The organism is Bacillus cereus group sp. RP37 (assembly GCF_040459695.1).
In the GTDB taxonomy this organism is placed as follows: domain Bacteria; phylum Bacillota; class Bacilli; order Bacillales; family Bacillaceae_G; genus Bacillus_A.
This window is the reverse complement of record NZ_JARVHP010000001.1, coordinates 3026460-3051477: the sequence shown is the minus strand read 5'-3', so window position 1 is coordinate 3051477 and position 25018 is coordinate 3026460. Positions and strand designations below refer to the sequence as shown.

Genomic DNA, 25018 nt, shown 5'->3' with positions numbered 1-25018 from the left:
TTTTATGGGAAGATAGGTGATAAATCAATTGAGAAATCATTCTTTGTTAAGTTGGTATGAAAGAAAAAACAAAATTTATACTCTATTGTTTATGCATTAAGTTAAATGCTTTGAAAAATGACCTATAAACAAAAAAGATGAATTCTATTAAAAATAGAATTCATCCATAAAATAAACTTGTATACAAGGGAAGTAAGTTATTTATCGTGAGCGTTGAAATATTATTGTTTACATTCGAAATAAACTATTTGTTTTTATTACAGTTACATCCTTTTTTCTTTACATAGCCTTGTTCTGCTAAATCTCTTTGAGATTGGGAATTGGAAGATTGAGAATTCGAAGACTGAGAGGATGCTGATGAACTACTATTTTTATTATGAGAGTAGTTTTTTCGATAGTTATAATTACTCATAGTACTATCACCTCCAATTAAATATATAAATATTATATGTATGTACTCTATTAATTGTTACGATAAAAATAGGAATGGAGGATATACAATAAAAAAATCTCCCACGTATTTTTCGAGGAGATAAATAATTGTCTTTTAATGATATAAATTAATACCCCCAATAAAGAGGGTAATAATAAGAATCATGGTAGTATAGATTTTGTTGTTGAATAGGGAGCTGAGTTGGCTGATTTATCATTTCGCGGTTTTGATTACAGTTTGCTGGGGGACCAATTACTGTAGTGGATTGAATAGGGGATACCGCTTGTTTCCATTGTTGCTCATCGAGACAATAAGTATGAGCCATCATATTAGCGGGAGTTAATCTTAAAATATCAGAACCAAAAATAACTTCTGGGGTTGGGGCATCGAAAATAGCTAATAAATGAGTACCATCTGCTGTAGCAATTTCATAATGCCACCACGCTTGTGGAATGTTGGCAACTTGCCCTGGTTTTATCGGTAAGTTTAATATTTGGTTTGTAAAAGGATTAAGTAAAGAAACAACAGCAGATCCTGAAATACAGTAAACAAGTTCAGCTGCATTTTGATGAATATGTGGCTCTACAACATTTCCTGTACTTAAATAGATATCTAATAAAGAAGTGTTTTCTAAAGTATTTAATTGTTTTATGCCAAGTACGTTTATATAATTTTGGGCATCTTTCTTAAAAAAATTACTTTTACTTACATCATAAGTGAAATTAGTTGAGGGGGAAGTGTAGTCGATATTAGAAGTCATTTGTATTACCTGCCTTTCTTATATTTTCACACAATCTGAAATTAGGATATGAGTCTAGTTGTTGAAATGTGAAAACGCTGCTGCTTTTGGTTTGTACAAGGATAAAACTGTTCGTTTGTATGCAATATGATTAAATTAATGTCATTGCGAAAAAAGGCGCTGTTAATTACAATTAATGTAAGTGATAGCGCTTTTTTATTATGGAATACAAGGGGAGTGCAGAAAATGAATCATACTATTTTAAAAGAGTTGGAAGTTGAATTGAAAAATTACTTTCAACCGTTTTTGAATGCACCTGCAACAATAGAAGAAATTCAAGATGCTGAAAATGAAATGGGAATTGCGTTTCCAGATGAATTACGTAATCTTTATCTTGTACATAACGGTGAGGATAAATCAGGACCAGGGTTGTTTTTTGGTTTGCCATTTCTTTCATTAAATCAAGTTTTGGATGAGTGGAGAATATGGAAAAGAATTGAAGAGGATGATTTTTTGAATTTTGATGCATTTTCAATACCAGCAGAATGTATTAAGGAAAGATATGTGAATCACAATTGGATACCTATTAGTAAAGATTATGGCGGTAACAATATAGCAATAGATGTTGACCCGGATCAAAAGGGGAAAGTGGGACAAGTTATTAATTTTGGACGAGATGAAGAAGTAAAATATGTAATTGCGAATAGAATTTCAGACTTGTTACTATTTATTGTACAAACGCTAAAAAATAAAAATTTCACCATTCACGAAGAAGAAGACTATTTATATTGGAGTTATGGTGTTAACGATAATATACACTTTTTAGACGCTTTATTTAATATTGAATTACCTGTTTTACATCCTCAATTTATATTTCAATCTGAAAATAACGTGAAAGATTGGTACGATAGTTTAGATGAGAATTGGAGAAATATAGTGGGACCATCTGAACGTGCAGACAAGTTCATTAGAGAGAAGAGATTATATATAGGTGGAAATGGAATAGAAGATATTAGTCCATTACAGATGTGTACGGAAGTGAAAGAACTAATTTTATCTGGAAATGAAATTAAAGATTTAACAGGATTAGAACGAATGAATTCTTTAAAGAAGTTATATTTAGTTAAAAATCCGGTTCAAGATTTAACGCCAATATTACATTTACAGCACTTACATGAAATGAATATAAAGAATACAAGGATAAATAATCTATCGGCACTTGTAGAAATAGCATCATTAAAAAAATTAGATATTTCACATACTAGTATTCAAGATTTTTCGTTACTACCGCAGTTTAAAAAGTTAGAATCGCTTACTGTACATATTTCAAATCGCGAGCAGCTCTATGCAATTTCAAAAGTAGACACTTTAAAGCATTTGTATATTTTAGGTTTAGAAAATGTTAGTGAATTGGATTTGCTTGTTTTGCAAAAATTAAATAAGTTAATAACAATTGAATTTGAAAATAGCATCATTGTTAATTTTAATTGGTTAAAACACAATTCGTCAATTCAAAATATAAAGTTGACAGGTACAAAGGTAAAGGATGGAACCGCATTAGGTAAAATGAAAGGACTAAAGGAATTAGAATTAGATGGCGCAACAATTGATAACCTTAAAACGATTTGTTGTTCTCGTTCATTAGAAATATTTACAGGTTCGTTTGAACAATTTTATATGTTAAAAGACTCATTTGAAAGAAAAATAGATTTTTCAAAAATAATTGGAGGAATGAGTGATGAAGAAAGAGAAGTTTGGCATCAGCATGTAATGGATTAGAAAATAAATTATTTATCACTGAATGTCACATCCCTCGTTAATCGTTCGTCTTGTATGTAGAACGGATAAGGAGGGATTTTATTATGAATACATTTGATGTAGCAATTGTTGGCGGTGGGCTTGCTGGATTAACAGCATCTATATATTTAGCGAAAGCTGGAAGGAAAGTTATTGTATTGGAAAAATCCAGTCGCTTCGGTGGTCGAGGGATGACTGTAAATAAAAATGGCATTTGCATGAATCTTGGTGCACATGCTTTATACAGAGGAGGCGCAGCATTTTTAACTTTTAATGAGTTAGGTTTGAATCTTCCAGGGGGAATGCCATCTACAAAAGCACATGGAATATGGAAAGGGGATGTATTTACCATCCCCACAGATTTTCGCTCTATTTTAGCAACTCCACTACTTTCATGGTCTGCAAAAGTACAATTTTCGCGTCTTATGATTCATTTAGGGAATTTAGATGTAGGGGAAGTTCCGAAAATGAGTCTAACTACATGGGCAGAAAAAGAAATAAAAGATCCAATGGTTCGAAATATATTTTATGCGTTATGCCGAACGACAACATATACGTTTGCTCCTACAATGCAATTAGCATCATCTGTACTAAAGCAAATACAGCTGTCTATGAAAGAAGGAGTATTTTATGTAGATGGTGGTTGGGAGACGATAATAACAAAATTAAGAGATATAGCGAATAATCACGGGGTGCAATTTTCGGCTAATAAACATGTTTTGGAAATAGAGCATGACGAAGATAAACAAAGAATACATTGTTTTGACGATGAGTTATTTGAAGTAGGTACAGTCATCGTGACAACTCCACCAAAAGAGGCTTGTAAAATAATAAAAGGTGCAGAAGGAACAAGTTTGTATAGATGGAGTGAACAATCGGTACCGGTTACCGTTGCTGCATTAGATATTGGTTTAAGACGCTTAACCAACCCTACACATCAATTTGCATTAGGGTTAGATCAACCTATATTTTTCACGAATCAATCAAGAGCAGCCAAATTAAGTGAAGATGGAGCAATTGTAGTGAGTTTAATTAAGTACCATAATCCTATGCTAGAGATAAATCATTTTCATGATGATCAAGCACAGTTAGAAAATACGATGGAGTTGCTACATCCTAATTGGAAAAGAGAAGTTGTTGCAAAGCAATATTTACCGAAAATAATGGTAGTACATGATTTTCCTCATATTGACCGTGTTGAAAAACCGGGCCCTATTATACCTGAAATGCCAGGTGTTTACGTTGCAGGAGATTGGGCTGGGCATGATGAAATATTAGCTGATGCTGCGGTAGCAAGCGGGAAACGAGCAGCGTTACACATTTTAAAGCAATTAGAAAGTGAGGCAATTCATCATGGAAACGGAGCAATTATATGAAGCGTATCAACCATTATTATTTTCATTAGCATATAGAATCCTTGGGAGTGTTATGGACGCTGAAGATATTGTTCATGACGTATTTATCGCGATAAACAATATAGAGAATGTTCAATCTATAGAAAATATGAAAGCATATTTGTGTAAAATGGCGACAAATCGTTCAATTGATAAATTACGTTCGGTAGCGCATAAACGTAATGTATATGTAGGGATGTGGTTACCAGAGCCATTTGTGGAAGAGTCTGATGAGCCAGCAGAGTCATTTGTAATGAAAGAATCAATTTCTACGGCATATTTATTACTTTTACAACAACTGTCTGAGGTAGAAAGGGTTGTTTTCATATTAAGAGAGGTTTTCAGTTATGACTACGAGGAAATAGCTTCAATTGTTGATAAGAGTAGTGTGAATTGCCGGAAGATCTTTCAACGCGCACGAAAAAGTATTTTAGATAAGCCGAAGCAATCAACACTAAGTACGAAGAAAATGGCTGTCTATGTGGAAAAGTTTGTATCATCATTACAATGTGGGGATGCAGAAGGCATGTTAGAAGTATTAAAAACAGATGCGATATTTAAAGCAGATGGTGGTGGTAAAGTTACAACTGCTATTAATCCGATTTATTCTGCAGATAAAATTATACGTTTGTTCTTTGGAATTGCAAAAAGATTGCCAGAAAAGTATAGTATTGATTTCAAAATAGTAAATGGTGCACCGGGCGTTATAGTTACAATAAATAATAAAGTGATGTATGTACTTTCATTCGCATTTGAGGATGAGAAAATCTCAAACATTTATATGATGGTTAATCCTGAAAAACTTATGCATTTAAATGTAATAGTATAAAAAAAGACGCATTTCTTTTGAATTGCGTCTTTTTTATTATTTCTCTAACATTTCAAGAGGTACATCTTTTTCGCCGGCTACCTCAAATTTAATTTCCCCGTCTTCTTCATAAATACGTGAAATAATCGGTATAGTAATCATTAATTTTTTATGCTGTTTTCGTTTTCTAGCAGCATCTAAGCTAATCACGTTCATTGTAAGCATCCTTTCTTCTAGAAATATATAAACAAAAGAAAATGCGTCCGGAAAGGGCGCTTAATTGAATTTGAAATACCGATTCATTTAATTGGGGGTTATATGATTTAATAACTGCAATTGAATTAAAAATAGTATGAATGGAATAATTGCACGTAGAAATTAACTTTACCAAAAAACGAAACAATATGCTATAAAAAAATTTAAATCTTTGTCATATAACGAGAAAAAGGTTTTCGTTTCGCATATAATGAAAGTAGACGGGCAGCAAGAGCTTTTTCATCATATTGCTTTAGAAAGGCGATGAAAAAATGGATACGTTAGATTCATTATTATTTCAACTTGAACAATATGGAGAAGAGCATGATCGAAATAAAAAAACGCGGGAAGAAAAATTACGGAATATTTCTCGTGAAATGGGGCAATTTTTATCAATTTTAGTAAAAGGGTGTAATGCAAAAAACATTTTAGAAATTGGAACTTCTAATGGCTATTCTACATTGTGGTTAGCTAACGCGGTAGAAGAAACAAATGGAAATGTAACAACTGTAGAGCTTTCTTCGGAACGAGTTGGAGAGGCACTTGTCAATTTTGAAAAGGCCAACCTTTTACAAAGGATTGATGTTCATAATCAAGAAGCAGGGGCATTTTTAGATGCGCAACTAGATCATTCATTTGATTTTATTTTCCTAGATTCAGAGCGTACGCAATACATGTGGTGGCTTGAGCATATAAAACGCATTTTACAACCAAAGGGTTTTCTTGTTGTTGATAATGCTACTTCTCACGCGAGTGAGTTAGCCGAGTTTAGAAAAATGATTGAAGAAGATGAAATATTTGAAACGGTGTTATTGGCATTTCAAAATGGAGCATTCGTAGCGCGCAAGAAGAAATAGGAGTGAGCGCAATTTAATTATCACATTGAAAAAGGGTATATGTCAAAAGATTGAGTACAGTAGGATAAGAAGAACATAATTTATATACGTAATATACGAAGAATCCGCCTTCAGCATGTTGTACTCTAGGTCTTAAGTCTGAGGAAAATAATGTTGAGAACAGGTATACTTATACTAAGAAACAGGGAATGACTGCATATGCAGGTATTTCTTGAAAATCGGTTTCAAACAAGTGGAATTCGATGAATGAGATGAAATATATAGTGCAAATAAATTCGCACATATAAATAAAGGAGCGATTTTGTTGACTGAACTCGAGAAAAAAGAACCTGTATCCATTGTGAAAGATAATAATGTAGAAGTAGTGGTTGATACAGTTATAAAAGATGCAGAATTAGAGGAACTGAATAAAGAAGCTGATCTTTATGTACAAAAGTTAAATAGCGAGCAAAATACAGATTTATCAAAAGTATTGTCCCAGCTAGGAGATTTAGGGGATAAAGAGCAACAAGCAGCAGGACAAACGTTGTCAGCATTAAAACGTCCTGTAACAGCGATGATGAATGGAAAGAACGAAGAAATACCAAATACATTGTTAGAATTACGAAAAGTGGTATCAGAGCTTGATCCGAATTCATTAAAAGCAAGTGGAATGAAGAAAATTATGTTTAAAGTATTCAAGAAAAACCCACTTGAAACATACGTGCATAAATATCAATCTATAGATAAGCAAATTGAGGAGATTATAAGATCCCTTCTAATTGGTCGGGACAACTTACAAGAAGATACAGTTGGTCTTGAAATGCTTAAAGAGCAATCGCACGATAAAATTCACGCTCTTGATAAACAAGTATACTTAGGAAGAAAACTCGCTGGCATGCTGGAAGCTGAGAAACAAAATCCAGAACGTCAAAGAGATATTCCATTAATTAACGATGCGTTAGAGAAGATTCTAGTGCGTACACGTAATATGCAGCAAGCGAAAAGTGTGCTATTACAATCTATCGCATCTGTAGACATTATTAAGAAAAATAATGAAAAGTTAACAGAGGCAATTCGTAATGCAATTACGATGACGCAAAACGTTGTAACAGTTTCAGCTGCTATCCAGCTAGCGTTAACAAATCAGCGTAAAACAATTGATGCAGTGAATGCGACAAATGAAGCAATTGAATCAATGGTATTAAGTAACTCACAAGCATTAAAACAAAATACAGAAGAAACAACAAAACTTCTTGAAAATCCTGCAATTAGCATGGATAAATTACGCGAATCATTCCAAAACGTATTTGCTGCGATTGAAGCTTCTGAGAAATCATCAGAACGTATTATAGAGTCAAGTAAGAAGTTTGTAATTGAATTAGACACATTTAATGATGAAATGAAACAAAAACTCATTCAGCGTCCAAGGAAATAACAGACTTTTAGAGGAGGTGAAAAAATGAGTTTCATTCAAACCGTATTAGTACTATTGGGTACATTACTTTTAATCGCATTTACTGTCGTTGTTTTAGTTGTATATTTCGGACGCAAACTGTTTTTTTCATGGACGAAACCATATAAAAGGGCACACGATTCTTTAGATAAGTTATCGAATAAATCTTTGCCGTTTCTACAAGAATTTACACAACATCCACTCTTTTATCGCTGGATTCGTACGGAAGGAAAGAAAGAACAATATACATTAAACACGCTTTTCTGTGCATCGGGTCAACGTACGAGAGAGCAAGTATTTTCAATGTTACCGAAAGAAAAACAGAAAAAAGTACATGTAATGGCAAAAACAACGAAAAAACTTACAAATGAAGATATTGATGTAGCGGCGATGAAAGTAAAAGATTTTTTAAGACAAGAAACGCAGCAAACAGTAAAACCGACAGACTTATCGTTTTACAAATTGTATTTTTATGATCGATATCCAGATGCATTAAATACAATTCAAGCGTATAAACGCTCAATAAATCCTGCATTACAACGAACGGTTGATGATATTACAATTTCAGTATTAAATGCCTTACCGTATTATCAAGAGCAGCGTATGTTTGAACAACAACATAAACTTGAAACGTTTTTAATGAAAGATTTAACAGCGATGCTATCTTTAGTCGTACAATTACCACCTTCACAACGACCAGAAAAAGAAGAAGAATTAAAAATCTACTTGCAAAATTTCCAAAAAGAAATGGAAGTAGTCGAGCGAGATATTCGTGATTCGATTGATCACGATTTGAATGTGAAGATGAGGGCAGCGACTGAAAAGTTTAAGAATAAATAAAAAAAGTGCCTTAAAGCTATAGTTCTTAGCTTTTAAGGCGCTTTTTTTATTAGATGTTATTTTGCTTTAACTGTAGTTTTACTAGATGCAACACTTTCATTATGCAATCGATCAACTGCAGTTACTACATACGTATACGTTTCTCCAGAAATAGCTGTTTTATCTACATAAATTTCTCCGAGTTTTGTTTTTCTTACAGTAGTAAGTAGATTTTTTGGGTTTTGTATATCTACTTCATTTTTTCCATTGACACGGTAAATTGCGTAATAAGCAGAGTCATTCTCTCTATCATCAATGATACCTATAGCAATACCTTCATCTCTTGGAATGGCACCTTTTAAAGTCGGTTGTTTTGGGGGATCATGATCAAGCCAAGGCATAGGCGGGATTAATGCGGGATGTTTATATATGTCTTTGGAGAGTCTATCTTTAACTCCTAGTGGATTGTTATTCATATCTTTTAAGCTAAAATGCATACTACCTTTTATCTCAGGATATAACCGGTTTAATGCAATTTGTCTTGGATATTCTTCCGGATCAGACCAAGCGGGGACAGAATTATTATTAATTTTATAGGCCGCCTGACCGATGTATAGGTGAATCGGTTTATTATTTGTTTCTTTTACCCACCAATCTACTAATATGTCATATGCAGCTGGTGTGAAACCAATATTCCAATAAATTTGCGGTGTAATGTAGTCAATATATCCTTTTTGTATCCATTCACGTGTATCGGCATAAAGGTCATCATAGTTTCTTTGACCTGCAGTTGTGTTAGAGCCAGTTGGATCGTCAGCTATATTTCGCCATACGCCGAACGGACTTATACCAAACTTTACGTATGATTTTTCTTGTTTTATAGCTGTATTTAAACCTTTTACAAGTTCATTTACATTGTCACGTCGCCAATCTTCTATATTAGTAAATCTACTGTTATTATATGCTTCGTACGTTTTTTGATCGGGGAATTGTTCACCCGCTACTTTATATGGATAAAAATAATCATCCATATGCAGCCCGTCAATGTCATAATTTTGAACAATTTCTAAAGCACCTTCTGTTATAAACTTTTTCACTTCTGGAATACCAGGGTTGTAATATAATTTCCCGCCATAAGGTACAACCCAATCCGGATGCTGTTTTGCAGGGTGATTATCCGATAATCGATTTATATCAGTGTGATTCATCGTTATTCGATATGGATTAATCCATGCGTGGAATTCTATATTTCTTTTATGTGCTTCTTCAATCATAAATGCGAGTGGATCATATCCAGGGGCTTTTCCTTGTGTCCCCGTAATGTATTCAGACCAAGGACCGTAATTGGAAGGATAAAAAGCATCAGCGGTTGGTTTAATTTGTACAACCACTGCATTCATACCTGTGCTTTTTACATCGTCTAGCAATCTTATAAATTCTTGTTTCTGCTTTTCGATAGGCAAGCCAGTTTTTGAGGGCCAATCAATATTATGAACTGATGCAATCCATACAGCGCGTAATTCATGCTTTTTGTACGTAGTATTTACTTCAGCATAAGTAGAGTAAGGGGAAATGAAAGAGAAAGGAATAAAAAAGATGACGATACAACATATCATTAATAAACGTTTAACGATCATTTATACGCCTCCCTATTATATCGTTAACTAATATGATATCCGAGGTGAGGTTGTTCTTACAATTGAGAAAAATACATATTGAAACATTAATTTAATAGGGGAAATATTTTTAGTGAAATTTACTTTCATCATAACTAAATTCTTTCACAACTTCATATGCTTGTTAGTAAAGTGAAACTTCCTTTCATTCGAAGGGGATAAATTATAAGTATAGGAGGATTAATAAATGAAGGTTTTATTCGTTTGTTCTGGAGGGATGTCCAGCGCAATTGTTGTAAACGCTTTAAAAAAAGAGGCGGAGAAAAAAGGTATGAACATGGAAGTCCATGCAATTGGAACAAGTGAGGTAGAGGAAGAAGTAAAGAATGGTTGGGATGTTGTAATGGTTGCACCTCAAGTAAGACATCGATTTGACTCTGTAAAAAAATTTGCAGAAGAGGAATCTATTCCATGCGGTATCATACCGCCGCAAGCATATACGCCGCTTGGTGGATCGACTTTATTAAAAACTGTAAATGATTTAATTAGTTAGGGGGAAGTGTTATGAATAAGTTTGTCACGTTTCTTGATAAAAACTTATCTGGACCGATGGCAAGGCTTTCTGAGCAAAGGCATTTACAAGCAATCCGTGATGGAGTTATTTCAGCTTTGCCATTTATTATTGTAGGAAGTTTCTTTTTAATCGTAGCATTTCCACCTTTACCGAAAGATAGTTTCATATCCGTTTGGGCATTAAAGAATCAAACCAGTATATTAATACCATATCGTTTAACGATGTTTATTATGTCTTTATATATAGCATTTGGAATAGGGTATAATTTAGCGAAAAGTTATAAGCTAGATGCTTTATCAGGAGCACAGCTTGCAGTATGTTCATTACTATTAACATTAACGCCTGAATTAATTGATAAAAAAGGATTTATGCTTCCGATGACAAATCTCGGTGGTCATGGATTATTCGTGACGATGATTGTTTCTATTTTATCAGTTGAGATTTTAAGATTTTGTAAGACGAAAAATGTAATGATTAAAATGCCAGAACAAGTACCGCCGTCTGTTTCACGTTCGTTTGAAGCACTTATACCTGCTGCATTCGTTATTATTTTAATGAGTTTAGTAACTGTCGTTTTTAGTATTGATTTACATCATGTAGTTGATAAATTAGCGGCACCGTTAGTAAAAGCTGGTGATAGTTACTTCGGTGTAATCATTCCAGTATTTTTAATTACATTTTTTTGGTCATTCGGAATTCATGGTGTGTCAGTTGTTGGAACTGTTGCCCGGCCATTATGGGAAGTATATTTAGGGAAAAATGGTGAAGCAGTTGCTAGTGGCGCAAATCAGTTACCATTCATTTCACCAGAACCATTATACCAATGGTTTATATGGATTGGTGGTTCTGGTGCGACGTTAGGGCTTGTATTAGCTATGATTGTATTTGGTCGATCAAAATATTCGAAGGCATTATCAAGAACTTGTATTGTGCCTGGTATTTTTAATATTAATGAACCTGTTATTTTTGGATTGCCAATTGTACTAAACCCAATATTAATTATCCCATTTATCATTACACCACTAGTAACAGCAACTATTGCATACTCAGCAACTGCGATGGGGTTTGTTACACCAACACATATAATGCCTCCATGGACATTACCAGCTCCAATTGGTGCATATTTAGCAACAGGTGGGGATTGGAGAGCGATTGTACTCGTATTTATAAACATAACAATATCATTCCTTATTTATTTACCATTCTTTAAAATGTACGACAAAAACATGCTTGAAATTGAGAAAAATGGTGATGGAGAATCTGTTAATCCGTAAGTTTTATATTTTATTTTGAGTGATAGGCATGTTGTCTATCACTTCTTTCACATGAAGTTCAGAGAGGGTGAAATGGAATGAATATAAAATTTAGTTATAAAGGTGTATCTTTATTATTATTTGGAGTGATATGTGCAAATTTACTTTTTGTACCTTTATTAAGAATGCTACATTTATCACAAATGCATAGTATATGGCTCGTTACAAGCATTGCGGCAAGTATTTTGCTTACAGTAGTTGTTTCTTTCATTGATGGATCGTTCACATCGAAAGTTCAGTTGTTTTTTAGATTCATATTATTTTCGATCGGTTGTACGTTTGTAACTTACATGATTGTTTTTTAGTAAATAGGAGGTCATGCATGTTATGTATATTGTAGGCATAATGTCAGGTACATCGTTAGACGGTATAGATCTAGCACTCGTTCATATAGAAGGGAGTGGTGTAGAGTCTAAGGTCAAACTTATCCATTTTACTACTGTTCCATTTTGTAATGATACAAAAAATGAAATACAACAATCGTTATCAATAGAAAATTCAAATGTCCAACTCATATGTAGTTTAAATTTCAAGCTCGGTTTATGTTTTGCCAATGCTGTAAAGGAAGTTTGTAAAGAGGCCAATTTTTCTTTGAAACAATTAGATTTAATAGGTTCTCACGGACAAACGATTTATCATCAGCCAAAGCAATATGGTAATTTGATTCCTTCCACATTGCAAATTGGAGAACCAGCAGTTATAGCATATGAAACGAACACTACGGTTATCTCTAATTTTCGAACGATGGATATGGCAGCAGGGGGACAAGGTGCACCACTTGTACCATATTCAGAGATTATTTTGTATCGTCATCCAACTAAAAATAGACTACTACAAAATATTGGCGGGATCGGTAATGTAACAGTAATACCAAATCACCGAAGTGATAAGAGCGTAATAGCTTTTGATACTGGTCCAGGCAATATGATAATTGATGAAGTATGTCAAAGGTTATTTCAGTTGCCATATGATCAAAATGGTAAGATTGCAAAACAGGGAGTAGTTGTAGATGAAATTTTGACATATTGTATGAACCATTCATTTTTGACAATGAATCCACCAAAATCAACTGGTAGAGAACAGTTTGGAGAAGAATTTGTAAGTGAGTTATTGAAGCGGTTTGAAAAGCATAGTAAAGAAAATATATTGACGACTGTCACAATGTTTACAGCAAGATCGATTGTTCATCATTATCATGAGTTTATTCTGCCATATTATGAAATCGATGAGGTGATTTTAGGTGGTGGTGGCAGTTATAATTGTACACTTGTTGAAATGATACGGTATGGATTGAAGGAAGAAAAGTGCACAATATTCATTCAAGAAGATATAGGCTATTCTTCAGAGGCGAAAGAAGCAATCGCCTTTGCAATTTTAGCAAACGAAACACATCATCGTAATCCGAGTAATGTGCCAAGTGCAACAGGTGCAAAGCAATCTGTAGTTTTAGGGAATATCACATTCCCTCCAATAAGATGATGAAAATGAGGCGAACATATGAAGTATATGATTGGAGTAGACGGCGGGGGAACAAAGACAGAAGCAATTGCATTTGATAAAGATGGAAACGAACTTGTAAGAGCTACAAGTGGATTTGGAAACATATTAATAGATTTTGAAGAAGCACTTTTTCATATTATGGAAGCGATTGATCAATGCCAGAAAGGTTTATTAAATGGGAATTGCGTTTGTGTTTGTTTAGGATTAGCGGGTGCAAGTGGAGCAAATACAAATGAATTAACATTTCGTCTAAAAAAGAAGTACGGAACACAAATTGAAGTTTATAATGACGCAATGATCGCACATGCAGCGGCTTTAAAAGGGAAGGAGGGAATTTTAACGATTGGTGGTACAGGTGCGATTTGTCTAGGAAAGAAGGGAGAAGTGTACGGGTATAGCGGTGGATGGGGACATATTTTAGGAGATGAAGGAAGCGGATATTGGATTGCATTACAAGGTTTAAAGAGAATGGCAAATCAATTTGATCAAGGAGTTCCACTTTGCCCATTAAGCTTAAGTATTCAAGACGAGTTTCAACTTTTGACACCGTCTCATATAAAAAGTCTAGTATATATTTCTTCGAAAGATAAAGTGGCAGCAATTGCACCATTCATTATTGAGAAAGCGAGAAATGGGAATGATGATGCACATGAAATTATGATGCAAACTGGAAAGGAATTAGCTAGGATTACAGTAAATGTTTATAACAAGCTGAAATTTAAGCACCCAACTTCAATTGCAGTAAGTGGCAGCATATTGTGTTTCGTTCCTGAAATATATGCTGAATTTAAGAAATGCTGTGAGAAGAGTATAGGAGAAGTTACATTTTTATCACAATCAGAACCAGCTGCGAAAGGAGCATATTATTTAATGAAGAATATATATTTTAAAAAATAGTTGTATGTGAATTTTTGTATGATTTGTAAAAAAATGATGTTAAAATATACGAAGGGATCTAAAGCAAGAAAAGTACAATATACATAGTCATTGAATATTGTATAAGTACTCCCATGTAGAAAGTGAATGATTACATGATTAATAGTATGCAGTTTTTGTATTTGGTGGCTTCTTATTTATTTGGAAACATATTGACCGCTTATATAGTAACAAAATGGAGACATAACGTTGATATTCGGGATGAAGGAAGTGGGAATCCTGGCGCAAGAAATATGGGGCGCGTATATGGAAAAGGGTATTTCGTCGCTACATTTTTAGGTGATGCAATTAAAGGGGCAATCGTAGTTTCTATTGCAAAATATCTTTTTGAAGATTCTACTTTTGTAATGTTAGCTTTACTAGCTGTTTTACTTGGACATATTTACCCAATTGTATTTAAAGGCAAGGGCGGAAAAGGCATTTCAACATTTATTGGAGGATTAATCGCATTTGATTATTTGATAGCGCTTACACTTGTTGCTGTTTTCATTATATTTTATTTAATCTTTAAAGGATTTACTAAGCCAGGGTTAATTACAATTGCTTGTTTACCAATTTGCATAATTTTGTATTCTTACTCTATTGTTACGACTATTTTAAGTGCTCTTATAATTGTACTTATTTTATATGTAAATCGAGAATGAAATGAACTTTTAATAAGTGGAGTTAATCTCCACTTATAATTTTTATTAAATGCATAAAGGAGATAGAACATGGGGTTAATTTATAAGGTTGCTGATCAAGATTGGGAATTTGAAAGTATACATAAATTGAATTATAAAACATTTGTAGAAGAAATTCCGCAACATGAAGAAACGAAAGAGCGTGTTCGTATAGATCGTTTTCATGAAGAAAATACATATTTAATTTGTTTAGATGACGATAAGTTAGTCGGTATGGTCGCATTGCGGGGAAAACGACCATTCTCGTTAGATTATAAAATTTCAAATCTAGATTTTTATTTGCAAGAACATGGAGAAAACGTATATGAAATTCGTTTGCTTTCAGTAGAACGTGAATATCGAAATGGAAGAGCGTTGTTAGGTTTAATTCGCTTTTTACATCGTTATTTGCTTCTAAATGGATATGAATTGGCACTCATTTCTGCTACAACACGTGAGCTACCTTTATATGAGCAAATGGGATTCAAAACTTTCCATAAGTTAGTTGGTACAGAAGAAGCAGCCTTCCAGCCAATGTATGTTACCCCCGCTATGTTTGAAGAGTCGAGTGTTGGAGGGATTATGACGAAAGAATATACGTTTTTACCTGGTCCAGTAGATATTGAAGAGAATGTTCGAAAGGCATTTTCTACTAAGCCTATTTCGCATCGTTCTAAGTCATTTCAAGTAACAATTGAAAATGTGAAAAAACGTTTACTGCAAATGACAAAAGCAAAACGTGTGCAAATCATGTTAGGAACAGGGACGTTATCAAATGATGCCATTGCTTTACAGTTGCGTTCTTTAAAAGGGAAAGGACTCGTATTAACAAATGGGGAATTTGGAAATAGATTAGTTGGACACGCAGCACGCGCGCAATTACATTTTGATACGTATAAAAAAGAAATGGGAGAACCGTTTATTTATACAGAATTAGAAAAAATAATGAAAACTGGAAATTATGAATGGCTTTGGTTTGTTCACCATGAAACATCAACCGGAATGTTAAATGATTTAGACGAACTAAATGTTTTCTGTGAAAAGTATAAAGTGAAACTATGTGTAGATTGTATCAGTTCAATTGGAGCGATACCGATAGATTTAAAGGGTGTATATTTTGCAAGTGGTGTTAGTGGAAAAGCAATTAAATCGTTTACTGGATTATCTTTCGTTTTTCATAATCATAATGTGAAAGTAAACGAGACATTACCAGCCTATATGGACATAGGCATGTACGGAGAAAATGAAAGTATTCCATATTCTCATTCATGGAATTTAATTTATGCATTGCAGGAAGCGTTGAAGAAATTTGAAGATGAAAAAGCATTTGTAAAAATAAATGAGACATATGATTATATGGAAGAAGTTATTACCACTATGGGTTTAAACCTTGTTTCACCTAAAGAACATGCTGCGCCAATTATACTTACTATTCAATTAAACGAAGGTCTTTCTTCTAAAGTAGTAGGTGATGCGTTAGCGTTACAAGGATATATTGTCCATTATGAATCAGCGTATTTACAAAAGAATAATTGGATCCAAATTGCATGCCTGAATCATTATAAAGAACGTGATATGAAGAGGATGTTGAATTGTTTGCATTTGTGTACTTTAAAGAATAGCGTATATATATGAGGAATGATTTTTTAACAGGGTTGGTTGCGTATAAAGGAGTAATTGCCTACGAAAACTTAGGAATGAGACAATCAGTAAATTATAAATCATTAGAAGGGGTGTTAGTATGATAACTAAAAAACTACCATTACATATAGCAGACATTAAAAAAGCTCAAAACATTCTAGACAGAAATGCTCGTAAAACTCCATTAGTGAAATCTTTTTATTTGACTAGTAAAACAGGCGGAGAAATTCATTTGAAATTAGAAAATATGCAATTAACGGGTTCTTTTAAATTCCGTGGCGCATTTAATAAAATGTCACAGCTTACAGACGAAGAAAAAGAAAGAGGAGTTATTGCATGTTCAGCAGGTAATCATGCGCAAGGAATTGCTTTATCTGCTCATTTACTCGGTATTAAGAGTAAAATTGTTATGCCGATTTCTGCACCTCAGGCGAAAGTTGATGCAACTAAAGGATATGGATCAGAAGTGGTTTTACATGGTGAAACCTTTGATGATGCGAAGACAAAATGTGAAGAGATTATTAGGGAAACAGGTGAAACATACTTACATCCATATGATGATGTAGAAGTAATGGCTGGTCAAGGTACAATAGGATTAGATATTCTTGATGATATGTGGGATGTTGATACTGTCATTGTACCAATTGGTGGAGGTGGAATTATTTCTGGTATTGCTGTTGCATTAAAATCTTTTAATCCATCCATTCATATAATTGGTGTCCAAGCAGATAATGTTCATGGAATGAAGGCATCTTATGACAAAGGTACAATTGTAGAACATTATGAGGCACCTACTATAGCAGATGGTTGTGCGGTTAAAATACCGGGCAATTTAACTTTTGAAGTTGTAAAAGAATTAGTAGATGATATTGTCACAGTATCAGAAGGTGAATTAGAAGTAGCGATGAAAGACTTATTACAGCGAGGTAAAGCTGTTGTAGAAGGTGCAGGCGCATTAGCTACTGCTGCTCTACTTGCAGGGAAAGTGGATCCATATATCAAAGGGAAAAAAGTAGTAGCGGTTATATCTGGTGGAAACGTAGACTTACAGCGTATTTCGAGTGTTTGTGAACAGTTTTTTGTAGCGAATGAAGTGAAATAGTATCTTAAAAATATTAATTTTATGAAGTAAGAGCTAAGAGAAATTATCTTAGCTCTTACTTTTTGTCTACTGTGTAGTACAAGTTGTAATACACTTGCATTATTTGTTGTTTCGTGAATTATTTTATTTAATCGTCTATTTTCATAGATAACTCAAATAATTATATCAATATTGTCGAAACGGGAACAGAAATTTAATATAATGGTTTTAATGTATGAATGAGCGGTTAGGAGGATAGGCCATGAATAAGGAAGAACAGGTCATGAACGGTTTCAGGGACTTATATAATAAGATGGTTTGGCTTAATAAGGATAAAATGGAAGAAGGTCTTAAAGGGTTTAAGTCTTCTGAGGTACATTGTATTGAACATATTGAAAACAATGCAGATTCTAACGTGACACAACTTGCAGAGGCTTTTTATGTAACTCGCGGTGCTATAAGTAGGATGACTAAGAAGCTCATAAAAAAAGGCCTTATTGAAAGCTACCAAAAGTCAGAGAATAAAAAAGAGATCTATTTTAGGCTTACTGAACAGGGGAAAGAAATTTATAAAATCCATGAAGACTTGCACAAAGAGTTTCAAGAGCGGGATAAAGTTGTATTTGAGCAAGTAACCGAGGCAGAATTCGACAGTATAATTAGCTTCGTGGAAAAATATAGTAGGCATTTGGATGCAGAAATAAAGAAACAAGGTATACATATTAAGTCGTAATAAATTTAAATAATAAAAAGGTAGCCTTACTCGTATGAGAAGAGGCTACCTTTTTATTATTGTTTTTTTGTTGACTAATCAACAAAATGGAGTTATTATTTTGTTGACACAGCAACAAAAAGTTTTGAGGAGAGAAGTTAAATGTCTATATTTAGATCACAAAATGAAAAGGAAACTGAAAAAAACATAGATAAACATGCTTTAATATTCGGGCTTATTTCTGTATTTCTTTGTGGTATAGGGTTCAGTATCATTATGCCTGTAGTGCCATTCTTAGTGCAGCCTTATATAAGTAGTCCGGAAGAACAGGCTCTAGTTGTTACGCTACTGACCTCTGTTTATGCGGTTTGCGTGTTTTTTGCTGCTCCTGCACTCGGGGCTTTAAGCGATAAATATGGTCGTCGTCCATTACTTTTAATATGCCTTTTCGGTTCTGCACTCGGGTACTTAGTTTTTGGTATAGGAGGGGCCTTATGGGTACTATTTGCTGGACGCATAATAGAAGGTATAACAGGCGGGAGTATCAGTACAATTTTCGCATATTTTGCAGATATCATTCCGCCAGAACAGAGAACGAAATACTTTGGATGGGTAAGTGCGGTGGTAGGTGTAGGAACCATCATTGGCCCAACTCTTGGGGGATTACTTGCAAAGTTTGGTCATTCTGTACCTTTATATTTTGGAGCGCTCATAACTTTATTCAATGTATTATATGGGATGAAATATATGCCTGAGAGTCTTGACAAAAATAATAGGTTAAAAGAGATTACTTTTGTAAGGTTAAATCCTTTTGTACAACTTGCAAACATACTTTCTATGAAACACTTAAAATGGTTACTCGTCTCAGCGTTTTTACTTTGGATACCTAACGGATCTTTACAAGCAATTTTCACACAATTTACGATGGATACTTTTAGCTGGAAGCCTGCACTAATCGGACTTATGTTTTCAATTATGGGCTTTCAAGACATCATTTCACAAGCTTTTATAATGCCAAAGCTTGTGGGCAAGCTTAGTGATAAACAAATAGCAATACTTGGGATGGTTTCGGAGATTATTGGCTACAGTTTTATTGCAGCATCTGCTTTGTTTTCCCTATATCCTCTTTTAATCGTTGGGATGTTACTGTTTGGTTTTGGTGACTCGATTTTCGGGCCTTCATTCAATGGGATGCTCTCAAAGTCTGTCGATTCTAGTGAACAAGGAAGGATTCAGGGTGGAAGCCAATCTATTCAAGCTTTGGCAAGAATGATTGGTCCAATTATTGGAGGGCAAATTTATGTATCACTTGGTCATGCCGCACCTGCTTTTATGGGGATGATTCTTATAGTAGTTGCAATAGCAGTTTTGTATAGGGGCACGCATGCAACTGTATAAACTATCTGCACTATTATGGTCTTTCTTTATTTAAGAATGTCTCTATTGGAATCTTTCCTGAATGAATTGTATAACAGATAAATATAAGAACAAATAATAGGGTGTCAGAACTTAGGAACAAGTACTGGCACCCTATTTGTTTACGGCTCGAGAGTTAAGAGAAATTAAGAATGTATTCTGTAATGATCTCATGGTGAAGGTTAAATAGAACTATCAATAATTAAAGTTAGCTTTTTTGAAAGTAAAAAGCTAGGTAAATGACTAAATAGTTTAATTATGCTTGTGCTGAAGTAAATAATGACTCCATTTTTACTTTGCTCTTCTCTCGAATTTCAGCATCCGCATGGCGCATCACATATTTATGCGCTATAGCAATTGCTAAAACATCATCTAATAAGCCGATCCCAATAATAGCAGCTATATCTGGAATGAAATCAATTGTTAATACGTAATAAGATAAAGCGGCTAATATTATGAATTTCGCTTTAGTAGGTAATTCTTTCTTTTTCATTGTGTAGAATAAAATAATACTTTCATATACGCTGGATTTACCGAGGTTTACAGAGCTTTTTTTGAACTTTTTCCAAAGTGTCTGTTTCTCCATATAAACACTCCTTTTACAAAAACATCGATTTTTTAAAAGGATAGACAAAGAAGTAGGGAAATAATCAATTTTATTGTTTTTCTTATTGTATATTCCATAAAAATAGGGAATTACCTGTTCAAAATAATAGAATGTTGGTTATGTAACGACTCACAGTGTTTTGTTACATAGTATATATATTGTAAAATGTATGTGGATGATTTAGTTATTATTATGCATTTTAAAAGCGGTATGGAGGAAGAAAAATGAAAATAATAGAACTACCAATTGAATTCGAATTTAACGGGCAAAAGCAATGTATTTATCCAAGTTTAATTATAGTACATAATGAATTAACATTAGTCGATACAGGATATACGAGTTTTTTACCTTTAATTGAAAATGTAATATTAAAACATGGGTATGAGATGAAAAACTTAAAAAATATAATTATTACTCATTATGATGACGATCATATAGGGGCTTTATATGATTTCAAAGTGAAATATCCTCACATTAATATTATTGCTAGTGAAATTGAATCCAACTATATTAATGGCGATTTAAAATCAGAGAGATTAGTTCAAGCTGAAGAAATGTTAGAACGTATGCCAAATGAAGAAAAAGAATTTGGAAAATGGTTTATCCAACAGTTAAAAAATATAAGACATATTTCCGTCGATGAAAAAGTACATGATGGCCAAATGATTTTGAATGATGAATGTCAAATAGTAGCGACCCCAGGACATACTTCGGGGCATATTTCATTATATTTTCCAAATTTAAATTGTGTAATTACAGGGGATGCGGCCGTTCAAGATAATAATGAATTAGTAATAGCTAATCCGAATTTTTGCTTAGATATAGAAAAAGCGGAAGAATCTTTAAAGAGAATTAAAAACCTTAAAGCAGCAAGCTATTATTGCTATCATGGAGGAAAACTTACTATAAAATAATTAAAAAACTAGCTTTCCATTAGAGGGAAGCTAGTTTTTTAATTCATAGTTTCTGCAATTTGAATCAAATCAGTAACATTGTATTTTCTTTTTATGTATAGTTTGTTACCAATTGCAATTGTATATTGAAAACCATTCTTCTGAAAGATAAGTTCATATGCTGAATCAAAATGAGGATTATATAATGCTATTATATTATTTTTTAAGCTGTAGAACTTAGCTCCCCTATGTACATAGAAGCCTAATTTGTTTTGAACTGGTGAAACAGTGATTTTTAAAATCCCATTCATATCTTCATTGTAGTATTGGAGATCTAAGTAATCGTTATAGATGTACCCTTGAAATTCGTGAATTTCGAACGGGAATTTTGTAGGAGTAAGTATATGTTCCTTACACTTCATTTCATATTCTTTTACAATAGTAGCTTCTTTCAAAAATGGATTGGTTCCATTATAAATTTGATGAATTCGAGATATTTTATTATTTTTTGTTACTATTTCTAAAATGAAACCGATAGTAAATACATCATCAGTGCCTTTGAAATAAGAAAGAAGAATTGTAGTATCTTCTTTGGGAGAGGGTACGATTTTAATTTCATGAATTTTTTTATTTGTTTGGAAAGTAGGTAGTTCAACTCCTTCTGTTACATATGACTTCATTAATTTTTTATCATTTTTGAGTAAAGCATGTTTGAATTCACTGATTACATCTGTTTGAGATTTCGCCATAATAATTGTGGTGGATTGAAAATATAGTAAGAAAATTATGCAAAAAGTCTTTATGAATGTAGTAGTCAATTTTATCACCCTGTAACTATATTTCCGTAACATTGAAATATATATGTATAGGAGGGGAGAAGATGAGTTTATTGTTTGATGTAATTGCAGATATTATTTTATTTTTTCCTCGAAATGATATGAAATTAAAGCATCATATTGCCAAATTAAGCGAATTTGAGTGGTTTCGAAGGTTGCACGAAGATACAAAGTATACAAGACTAATTTGGAGTAATAGAAAAATTAAAAGGTTCATTTTGTCTTCTACTAACATGGAAGCATTAATAAATTCCGAGAAAAAACAAAAAGAATTTGTCCACCTAGTACACGATGAATATAAAAAAAGAAGATAAGAATTTTTTTTATTTTTCATATTTGGCGAAACAAATGGTACAATGGAAGCTAATGTGAAAAATAAGGAAAAGAAGTGGTCTATTTGAAAAAATTTTTAGAATTAGGAATTAGTGAAACTTTTAATCATACATTACGTGAAAATGGAATTACAGAAGCAACACCGATTCAGGAGAAGGCAATTCCTGTTATTATGTCAGGTAAAGATGTTATTGGGCAAGCGAAAACAGGAACGGGTAAAACATTAGCATTCGTGTTACCGATTTTAGAAAAAATCGATCCAGAGTGTAGTGATGTTCAGGCTTTAATTGTTGCACCAACAAGGGAACTAGCCCTGCAAATTACAACTGAAATTAAAAAAATGCTTGTTCAAAGAGAAGATATTAATGTACTAGCGATTTATGGTGGGCAAGATGTAGCACAACAATTGAGAAAGTTAAAAGGTAATACACATATTGTTGTAGCAACACCAGGACGATTATTAGATCACATACGACGTGAAACAATTGATTTAAGTAATATTTCAACGATTGTACTAGATGAAGCAGATCAAATGCTTTATTTCGGTTTCTTATATGATATTGAAGATATTTTAGATGAGACACCTGGTAGTAAACAAACGATGTTATTCTCAGCAACGATGCCAAAAGATATTAAAAAATTGGCGAAGCGTTATATGGATGAGCCGCAAATGATTCAAGTACAAAGTGAAGAAGTAACGGTAGATACAATTGAGCAGCGTGTCATTGAGACGACAGATCGTGCAAAGCCAGATGCACTTCGTTTTGTTATGGATCGTGATCAGCCATTTTTAGCAGTTATTTTCTGTCGTACAAAGGTTAGAGCAAGTAAGCTTTATGATAATTTAAAAGGACTAGGTTATAATTGTGCTGAACTTCATGGTGATATACCTCAAGCGAAACGTGAAAGAGTTATGAAGAGTTTCCGCGAAGCTAAAATTCAGTACTTAATCGCAACGGATGTAGCAGCTCGTGGACTTGATGTAGATGGTGTAACGCACGTATTTAACTTTGATATCCCTGAAGATGTAGAAAGTTATATTCACCGCATTGGCCGAACAGGACGTGCAGGTGGATCAGGTCTTGCAATTACATTCGTTGCAGCGAAAGATGAAAAACATTTAGAAGAAATTGAAAAAACGCTTGGTGCACCACTGAAAAGAGAAATAATTGAACAACCGAAGATAAAACGTGTAGATGAAAATGGAAAACCGGTACCAAAGCCAGCTCCAAAGAAATCAGGTCAATATCGTCAAAGAGATAGCCGTGAAGGTTCAAGAAGTGAATCAAGACGTGATTCGAGAAATAGCTCAAGAAGTGATTCAAGAAATAGCTCAAGAAGTGATTCAAGAAATAGTTCGAGAAATGATAACAATCGATCATTTAATAAGCCAAGTAATAAAAAAGGTAGTACAAAACAAGGTCAGCAAAGACGTGGCCGTTAAATAGTTATTATTCTAAAAGAGCCGCAAAGCGTTGCGGCTCTTTTTTGTTTTTATAAAACAATATAGGAATAAGCGATACTAAGAAGTAATTTCGAAAATTTCATTCACCGTATTGAAAAATGATTTTCAAAATACATAAAGGAAATATAATGTAGTTTGTTGTATATGTACGATAGTAGGAAACTTTTTACTCACTAAACATATAATTAAATTAGACCGACAGTCGGTCTAGTGGGAAGGAGAACGTGAATGCGCATTGTAAAGGAGTATGAGGAGCGTAGAAAGGAAATTTTAGAAACTGCTGAACGTTTGTTTATTACGAAAGGTTATACGAAAACAACAGTAAATGACATTTTAAAAGAGATAGGGATAGCAAAGGGGACGTTTTATCATTACTTTAAGTCGAAAGAGGAAGTAATGGATGAAATTATTATGAGGATTATTAAAGAAGATGTTGCAAAAGCGAAAGTAATCGTCTCTAATCCAAATACCCCAGTATTAGAAAAGTTATTTCGAGTTTTGATGGAGCAATCGCCAAAATCAGGAGATATAAAAGATAAAATAATTGAGCAATTTCATCAACCAAATAATGCAGAAATGCATCAAAAAAGTTTAGTACAATCCATTATTCATTTATCTCCTGTATTAGCAGAAGTTTTAGAGCAAGGAATTGAAGAAGGTATATTTTCTACTCTATACCCGCAGGAAACGATTGAATTATTAATTTCCTCAGCGCAAGTCATATTTGATGATGGGTTATTTCAATGGAAACCGGAAGAAATGATGAGAAGAGCCAAAGCTTATATCAAAATGATGGAAGTATCTGTTGGGGCGAAAGAAGGATCCTTTAATTATATGATGGAGGTTTTAATGAAACAGAAATAATATTTTTCTGTTTGTTTATTATAGACCGACAG

Annotated in this window: 25 protein-coding genes; 20 read left to right on the top strand and 5 right to left on the bottom strand. The window is 33.5% G+C overall.

Going from position 1 to position 25018, the window contains the following annotated elements; genetic code table 11:
• Nucleotides 1-560: 560 nt before the first annotated feature.
• Nucleotides 561-1193, bottom strand: a complete 633-nt coding sequence (locus tag QCI44_RS16225; RefSeq protein WP_016087880.1) for a cupin domain-containing protein — start codon at nucleotides 1191-1193, stop codon at nucleotides 561-563.
• Between the two features lie 225 nt (nucleotides 1194-1418).
• Here QCI44_RS16225 and QCI44_RS16220 point away from each other — a divergent pair, with 225 nt between their 5' ends.
• The 3 genes from QCI44_RS16220 to QCI44_RS16210 all read left to right on the top strand — a co-directional run bounded on the left by QCI44_RS16220 (nucleotide 1419) and on the right by QCI44_RS16210 (nucleotide 5192).
• Nucleotides 1419-2951 (top strand): SMI1/KNR4 family protein, encoded by a 1533-nt coding sequence (locus QCI44_RS16220; protein WP_353811326.1) that lies wholly within the window; start codon nucleotides 1419-1421, stop codon nucleotides 2949-2951.
• A gap of 83 nt (nucleotides 2952-3034) precedes the next feature.
• Nucleotides 3035-4345 carry a phytoene desaturase family protein gene (locus QCI44_RS16215; protein WP_088084203.1) on the top strand — a complete coding sequence of 437 codons (1311 nt, stop codon included), beginning with the start codon at nucleotides 3035-3037 and terminating at the stop codon, nucleotides 4343-4345.
• Nucleotides 4323-5192 (top strand): sigma-70 family RNA polymerase sigma factor, encoded by an 870-nt coding sequence (locus QCI44_RS16210; RefSeq protein WP_016087877.1) that lies wholly within the window; start codon nucleotides 4323-4325, stop codon nucleotides 5190-5192. The genes QCI44_RS16215 and QCI44_RS16210 overlap by 23 nt, the downstream gene beginning before the upstream one ends.
• A 36-nt stretch (nucleotides 5193-5228) precedes the next feature.
• On the opposite strand, the gene QCI44_RS16205 is transcribed toward QCI44_RS16210, so the two are convergent.
• Complete coding sequence (locus QCI44_RS16205; RefSeq protein WP_001100983.1) at nucleotides 5229-5387, bottom strand: hypothetical protein; 159 nt, start codon at nucleotides 5385-5387, stop codon at nucleotides 5229-5231.
• Nucleotides 5388-5698: 311 nt separating this feature from the next.
• Here QCI44_RS16205 and QCI44_RS16200 point away from each other — a divergent pair, with 311 nt between their 5' ends.
• The 3 genes from QCI44_RS16200 (at nucleotide 5699) to QCI44_RS16190 (ending at nucleotide 8558) form a co-directional block, all read left to right on the top strand.
• Complete coding sequence (locus QCI44_RS16200) at nucleotides 5699-6283, top strand: O-methyltransferase (RefSeq protein WP_016087876.1); 585 nt, start codon at nucleotides 5699-5701, stop codon at nucleotides 6281-6283.
• Between the two features lie 304 nt (nucleotides 6284-6587).
• Nucleotides 6588-7700, top strand: coding sequence for a toxic anion resistance protein (locus QCI44_RS16195; protein ID WP_000137398.1), 1113 nt, complete (start codon nucleotides 6588-6590; stop codon nucleotides 7698-7700).
• A gap of 24 nt (nucleotides 7701-7724) precedes the next feature.
• The gene (locus tag QCI44_RS16190) at nucleotides 7725-8558 is read left to right on the top strand and encodes a DUF3974 domain-containing protein (RefSeq protein WP_016087874.1); all 834 of its coding nucleotides are present in this window, start codon (nucleotides 7725-7727) and stop codon (nucleotides 8556-8558) included.
• A gap of 56 nt (nucleotides 8559-8614) precedes the next feature.
• Here the strand turns inward: QCI44_RS16190 and QCI44_RS16185 are convergent, their stop codons facing one another.
• Nucleotides 8615-10174, bottom strand: a complete 1560-nt coding sequence (locus QCI44_RS16185; protein ID WP_353811325.1) for a glycoside hydrolase family 10-like protein — start codon at nucleotides 10172-10174, stop codon at nucleotides 8615-8617.
• A gap of 226 nt (nucleotides 10175-10400) precedes the next feature.
• Between QCI44_RS16185 and QCI44_RS16180 the strand changes: the two genes are divergently transcribed.
• The 10 genes from QCI44_RS16180 (at nucleotide 10401) to QCI44_RS16135 (ending at nucleotide 19970) form a co-directional block, all read left to right on the top strand.
• On the top strand, nucleotides 10401-10706 hold the full coding sequence (locus QCI44_RS16180) for a PTS sugar transporter subunit IIB (protein WP_016087872.1): 306 nt from the start codon (nucleotides 10401-10403) through the stop codon (nucleotides 10704-10706).
• Between the two features lie 11 nt (nucleotides 10707-10717).
• A complete protein-coding gene (locus QCI44_RS16175) occupies nucleotides 10718-12001 on the top strand; it encodes a PTS sugar transporter subunit IIC (RefSeq protein ID WP_097845050.1) in 1284 nt (427 codons plus the stop codon).
• A gap of 77 nt (nucleotides 12002-12078) precedes the next feature.
• On the top strand, nucleotides 12079-12345 hold the full coding sequence (locus QCI44_RS16170) for a hypothetical protein (RefSeq protein ID WP_016087870.1): 267 nt from the start codon (nucleotides 12079-12081) through the stop codon (nucleotides 12343-12345).
• Between the two features lie 22 nt (nucleotides 12346-12367).
• A complete protein-coding gene (gene anmK / locus QCI44_RS16165) occupies nucleotides 12368-13519 on the top strand; it encodes an anhydro-N-acetylmuramic acid kinase AnmK (protein ID WP_353811324.1) in 1152 nt (383 codons plus the stop codon).
• An 18-nt stretch (nucleotides 13520-13537) separates the two neighbouring features.
• A complete protein-coding gene (locus QCI44_RS16160; protein WP_098485730.1) occupies nucleotides 13538-14437 on the top strand; it encodes a BadF/BadG/BcrA/BcrD ATPase family protein in 900 nt (299 codons plus the stop codon).
• 134 nt (nucleotides 14438-14571) lie between these two features.
• Nucleotides 14572-15120 (top strand): glycerol-3-phosphate 1-O-acyltransferase PlsY, encoded by a 549-nt coding sequence (plsY, locus tag QCI44_RS16155; RefSeq protein ID WP_016087867.1) that lies wholly within the window; start codon nucleotides 14572-14574, stop codon nucleotides 15118-15120.
• 69 nt (nucleotides 15121-15189) lie between these two features.
• Nucleotides 15190-16773 (top strand): aminotransferase class V-fold PLP-dependent enzyme, encoded by a 1584-nt coding sequence (locus QCI44_RS16150; RefSeq protein WP_016087866.1) that lies wholly within the window; start codon nucleotides 15190-15192, stop codon nucleotides 16771-16773.
• 106 nt (nucleotides 16774-16879) lie between these two features.
• On the top strand, nucleotides 16880-17881 hold the full coding sequence (gene tdcB / locus QCI44_RS16145; RefSeq protein ID WP_088084200.1) for a bifunctional threonine ammonia-lyase/L-serine ammonia-lyase TdcB: 1002 nt from the start codon (nucleotides 16880-16882) through the stop codon (nucleotides 17879-17881).
• 241 nt (nucleotides 17882-18122) lie between these two features.
• Nucleotides 18123-18593: a MarR family transcriptional regulator gene (locus QCI44_RS16140; protein WP_001030891.1), complete on the top strand. Its 471-nt coding sequence runs from the start codon at nucleotides 18123-18125 to the stop codon at nucleotides 18591-18593.
• Between the two features lie 141 nt (nucleotides 18594-18734).
• Nucleotides 18735-19970 carry an MFS transporter gene (locus QCI44_RS16135; protein WP_000021815.1) on the top strand — a complete coding sequence of 412 codons (1236 nt, stop codon included), beginning with the start codon at nucleotides 18735-18737 and terminating at the stop codon, nucleotides 19968-19970.
• Between the two features lie 274 nt (nucleotides 19971-20244).
• Here QCI44_RS16135 and QCI44_RS16130 read toward each other — a convergent pair whose 3' ends face one another.
• Nucleotides 20245-20574 (bottom strand): YkvA family protein, encoded by a 330-nt coding sequence (locus QCI44_RS16130; protein ID WP_000415085.1) that lies wholly within the window; start codon nucleotides 20572-20574, stop codon nucleotides 20245-20247.
• Nucleotides 20575-20819: 245 nt separating this feature from the next.
• Between QCI44_RS16130 and QCI44_RS16125 the strand changes: the two genes are divergently transcribed.
• On the top strand, nucleotides 20820-21509 hold the full coding sequence (locus tag QCI44_RS16125) for an MBL fold metallo-hydrolase (RefSeq protein ID WP_353811323.1): 690 nt from the start codon (nucleotides 20820-20822) through the stop codon (nucleotides 21507-21509).
• 38 nt (nucleotides 21510-21547) lie between these two features.
• On the opposite strand, the gene QCI44_RS16120 is transcribed toward QCI44_RS16125, so the two are convergent.
• Complete coding sequence (locus tag QCI44_RS16120) at nucleotides 21548-22339, bottom strand: hypothetical protein (protein ID WP_353811322.1); 792 nt, start codon at nucleotides 22337-22339, stop codon at nucleotides 21548-21550.
• Between the two features lie 29 nt (nucleotides 22340-22368).
• Between QCI44_RS16120 and QCI44_RS16115 the strand changes: the two genes are divergently transcribed.
• The 3 genes from QCI44_RS16115 to QCI44_RS16105 all read left to right on the top strand — a co-directional run bounded on the left by QCI44_RS16115 (nucleotide 22369) and on the right by QCI44_RS16105 (nucleotide 24986).
• A complete protein-coding gene (locus tag QCI44_RS16115; protein ID WP_016087861.1) occupies nucleotides 22369-22638 on the top strand; it encodes a hypothetical protein in 270 nt (89 codons plus the stop codon).
• A 74-nt stretch (nucleotides 22639-22712) separates the two neighbouring features.
• Nucleotides 22713-24101 carry a DEAD/DEAH box helicase gene (locus QCI44_RS16110; protein WP_353811321.1) on the top strand — a complete coding sequence of 463 codons (1389 nt, stop codon included), beginning with the start codon at nucleotides 22713-22715 and terminating at the stop codon, nucleotides 24099-24101.
• A 249-nt stretch (nucleotides 24102-24350) separates the two neighbouring features.
• A complete protein-coding gene (locus QCI44_RS16105; protein ID WP_088084192.1) occupies nucleotides 24351-24986 on the top strand; it encodes a TetR/AcrR family transcriptional regulator in 636 nt (211 codons plus the stop codon).
• The last annotated feature ends 32 nt before the right edge of the window (nucleotides 24987-25018 follow it).

Coding starts and splice junctions, on each gene's coding strand:
- QCI44_RS16225 (WP_016087880.1), bottom strand. CDS start 1,193: ATGACTTCTAATATCGACTACACTTCCCCCTCAACTAATTTCACTTAT.
- QCI44_RS16220 (WP_353811326.1), top strand. CDS start 1,419: ATGAATCATACTATTTTAAAAGAGTTGGAAGTTGAATTGAAAAATTAC.
- QCI44_RS16215 (WP_088084203.1), top strand. CDS start 3,035: ATGAATACATTTGATGTAGCAATTGTTGGCGGTGGGCTTGCTGGATTA.
- QCI44_RS16210 (WP_016087877.1), top strand. CDS start 4,323: ATGGAAACGGAGCAATTATATGAAGCGTATCAACCATTATTATTTTCA.
- QCI44_RS16205 (WP_001100983.1), bottom strand. CDS start 5,387: ATGAACGTGATTAGCTTAGATGCTGCTAGAAAACGAAAACAGCATAAA.
- QCI44_RS16200 (WP_016087876.1), top strand. CDS start 5,699: ATGGATACGTTAGATTCATTATTATTTCAACTTGAACAATATGGAGAA.
- QCI44_RS16190 (WP_016087874.1), top strand. CDS start 7,725: ATGAGTTTCATTCAAACCGTATTAGTACTATTGGGTACATTACTTTTA.
- QCI44_RS16185 (WP_353811325.1), bottom strand. CDS start 10,174: ATGATCGTTAAACGTTTATTAATGATATGTTGTATCGTCATCTTTTTT.
- QCI44_RS16180 (WP_016087872.1), top strand. CDS start 10,401: ATGAAGGTTTTATTCGTTTGTTCTGGAGGGATGTCCAGCGCAATTGTT.
- QCI44_RS16175 (WP_097845050.1), top strand. CDS start 10,718: ATGAATAAGTTTGTCACGTTTCTTGATAAAAACTTATCTGGACCGATG.
- QCI44_RS16170 (WP_016087870.1), top strand. CDS start 12,079: ATGAATATAAAATTTAGTTATAAAGGTGTATCTTTATTATTATTTGGA.
- anmK (WP_353811324.1), top strand. CDS start 12,368: ATGTATATTGTAGGCATAATGTCAGGTACATCGTTAGACGGTATAGAT.
- QCI44_RS16160 (WP_098485730.1), top strand. CDS start 13,538: ATGAAGTATATGATTGGAGTAGACGGCGGGGGAACAAAGACAGAAGCA.
- plsY (WP_016087867.1), top strand. CDS start 14,572: ATGATTAATAGTATGCAGTTTTTGTATTTGGTGGCTTCTTATTTATTT.
- QCI44_RS16150 (WP_016087866.1), top strand. CDS start 15,190: ATGGGGTTAATTTATAAGGTTGCTGATCAAGATTGGGAATTTGAAAGT.
- tdcB (WP_088084200.1), top strand. CDS start 16,880: ATGATAACTAAAAAACTACCATTACATATAGCAGACATTAAAAAAGCT.
- QCI44_RS16140 (WP_001030891.1), top strand. CDS start 18,123: ATGAATAAGGAAGAACAGGTCATGAACGGTTTCAGGGACTTATATAAT.
- QCI44_RS16135 (WP_000021815.1), top strand. CDS start 18,735: ATGTCTATATTTAGATCACAAAATGAAAAGGAAACTGAAAAAAACATA.
- QCI44_RS16130 (WP_000415085.1), bottom strand. CDS start 20,574: ATGGAGAAACAGACACTTTGGAAAAAGTTCAAAAAAAGCTCTGTAAAC.
- QCI44_RS16125 (WP_353811323.1), top strand. CDS start 20,820: ATGAAAATAATAGAACTACCAATTGAATTCGAATTTAACGGGCAAAAG.
- QCI44_RS16120 (WP_353811322.1), bottom strand. CDS start 22,339: ATGTTACGGAAATATAGTTACAGGGTGATAAAATTGACTACTACATTC.
- QCI44_RS16115 (WP_016087861.1), top strand. CDS start 22,369: ATGAGTTTATTGTTTGATGTAATTGCAGATATTATTTTATTTTTTCCT.
- QCI44_RS16105 (WP_088084192.1), top strand. CDS start 24,351: ATGCGCATTGTAAAGGAGTATGAGGAGCGTAGAAAGGAAATTTTAGAA.